Annotated in this window: 1 pseudogene; it reads right to left on the reverse strand. The window is 42.6% G+C overall.

Annotated features, from left to right (window positions below):
• Window positions 1-462: pseudogene (locus E4T71_RS09950) on the reverse strand (hypothetical protein); the annotation flags it as partial.

A 462-nucleotide genomic window follows, 5' to 3' on the forward strand; every position in this document is an offset into this window, starting at 1 on the left:
CTGGCGTCATTTCTGTCAGTTGTCCATCCTTACCACGGACATAGTAACGAACATCACGAAGAACTTCTTCTGTCAATGTTAGAATGTCTGTCTTATCTGGTGTTGGATAGTTTGGAGTTGTTGGATCTGTTGGATCTGGATTCTTAGGTAGATCTGGTGTATCTGGATTTACCGGTTTGTTTGGTTCAACTGGTTGTTCCGGAGTTACAGGGACAACAATTGCTGTCACATCTACATAATAAACATCTACTCCACCACGGCCATCGAAGGTCAAGCCATCACGGTATTTGGTTCCTGCAACAGTTGAGTTCTCTGAAAGTTTGTAACCTTTGAGATACAAGTCTTTCAAGGTTGCAGCTGTTGAGTAGCTAATTGCATCGCCAGCTTTACCTGTCAATACTTCAGATTTCGCAATCTCAGGATTTACAACAGTCTTACCATCCGTTGATACAACACGGTAGA

The sequence above is a fragment of the Streptococcus sp. WM07 genome, from assembly GCF_004570525.1.
Taxonomy (GTDB): Bacteria; Bacillota; Bacilli; order Lactobacillales; family Streptococcaceae; genus Streptococcus.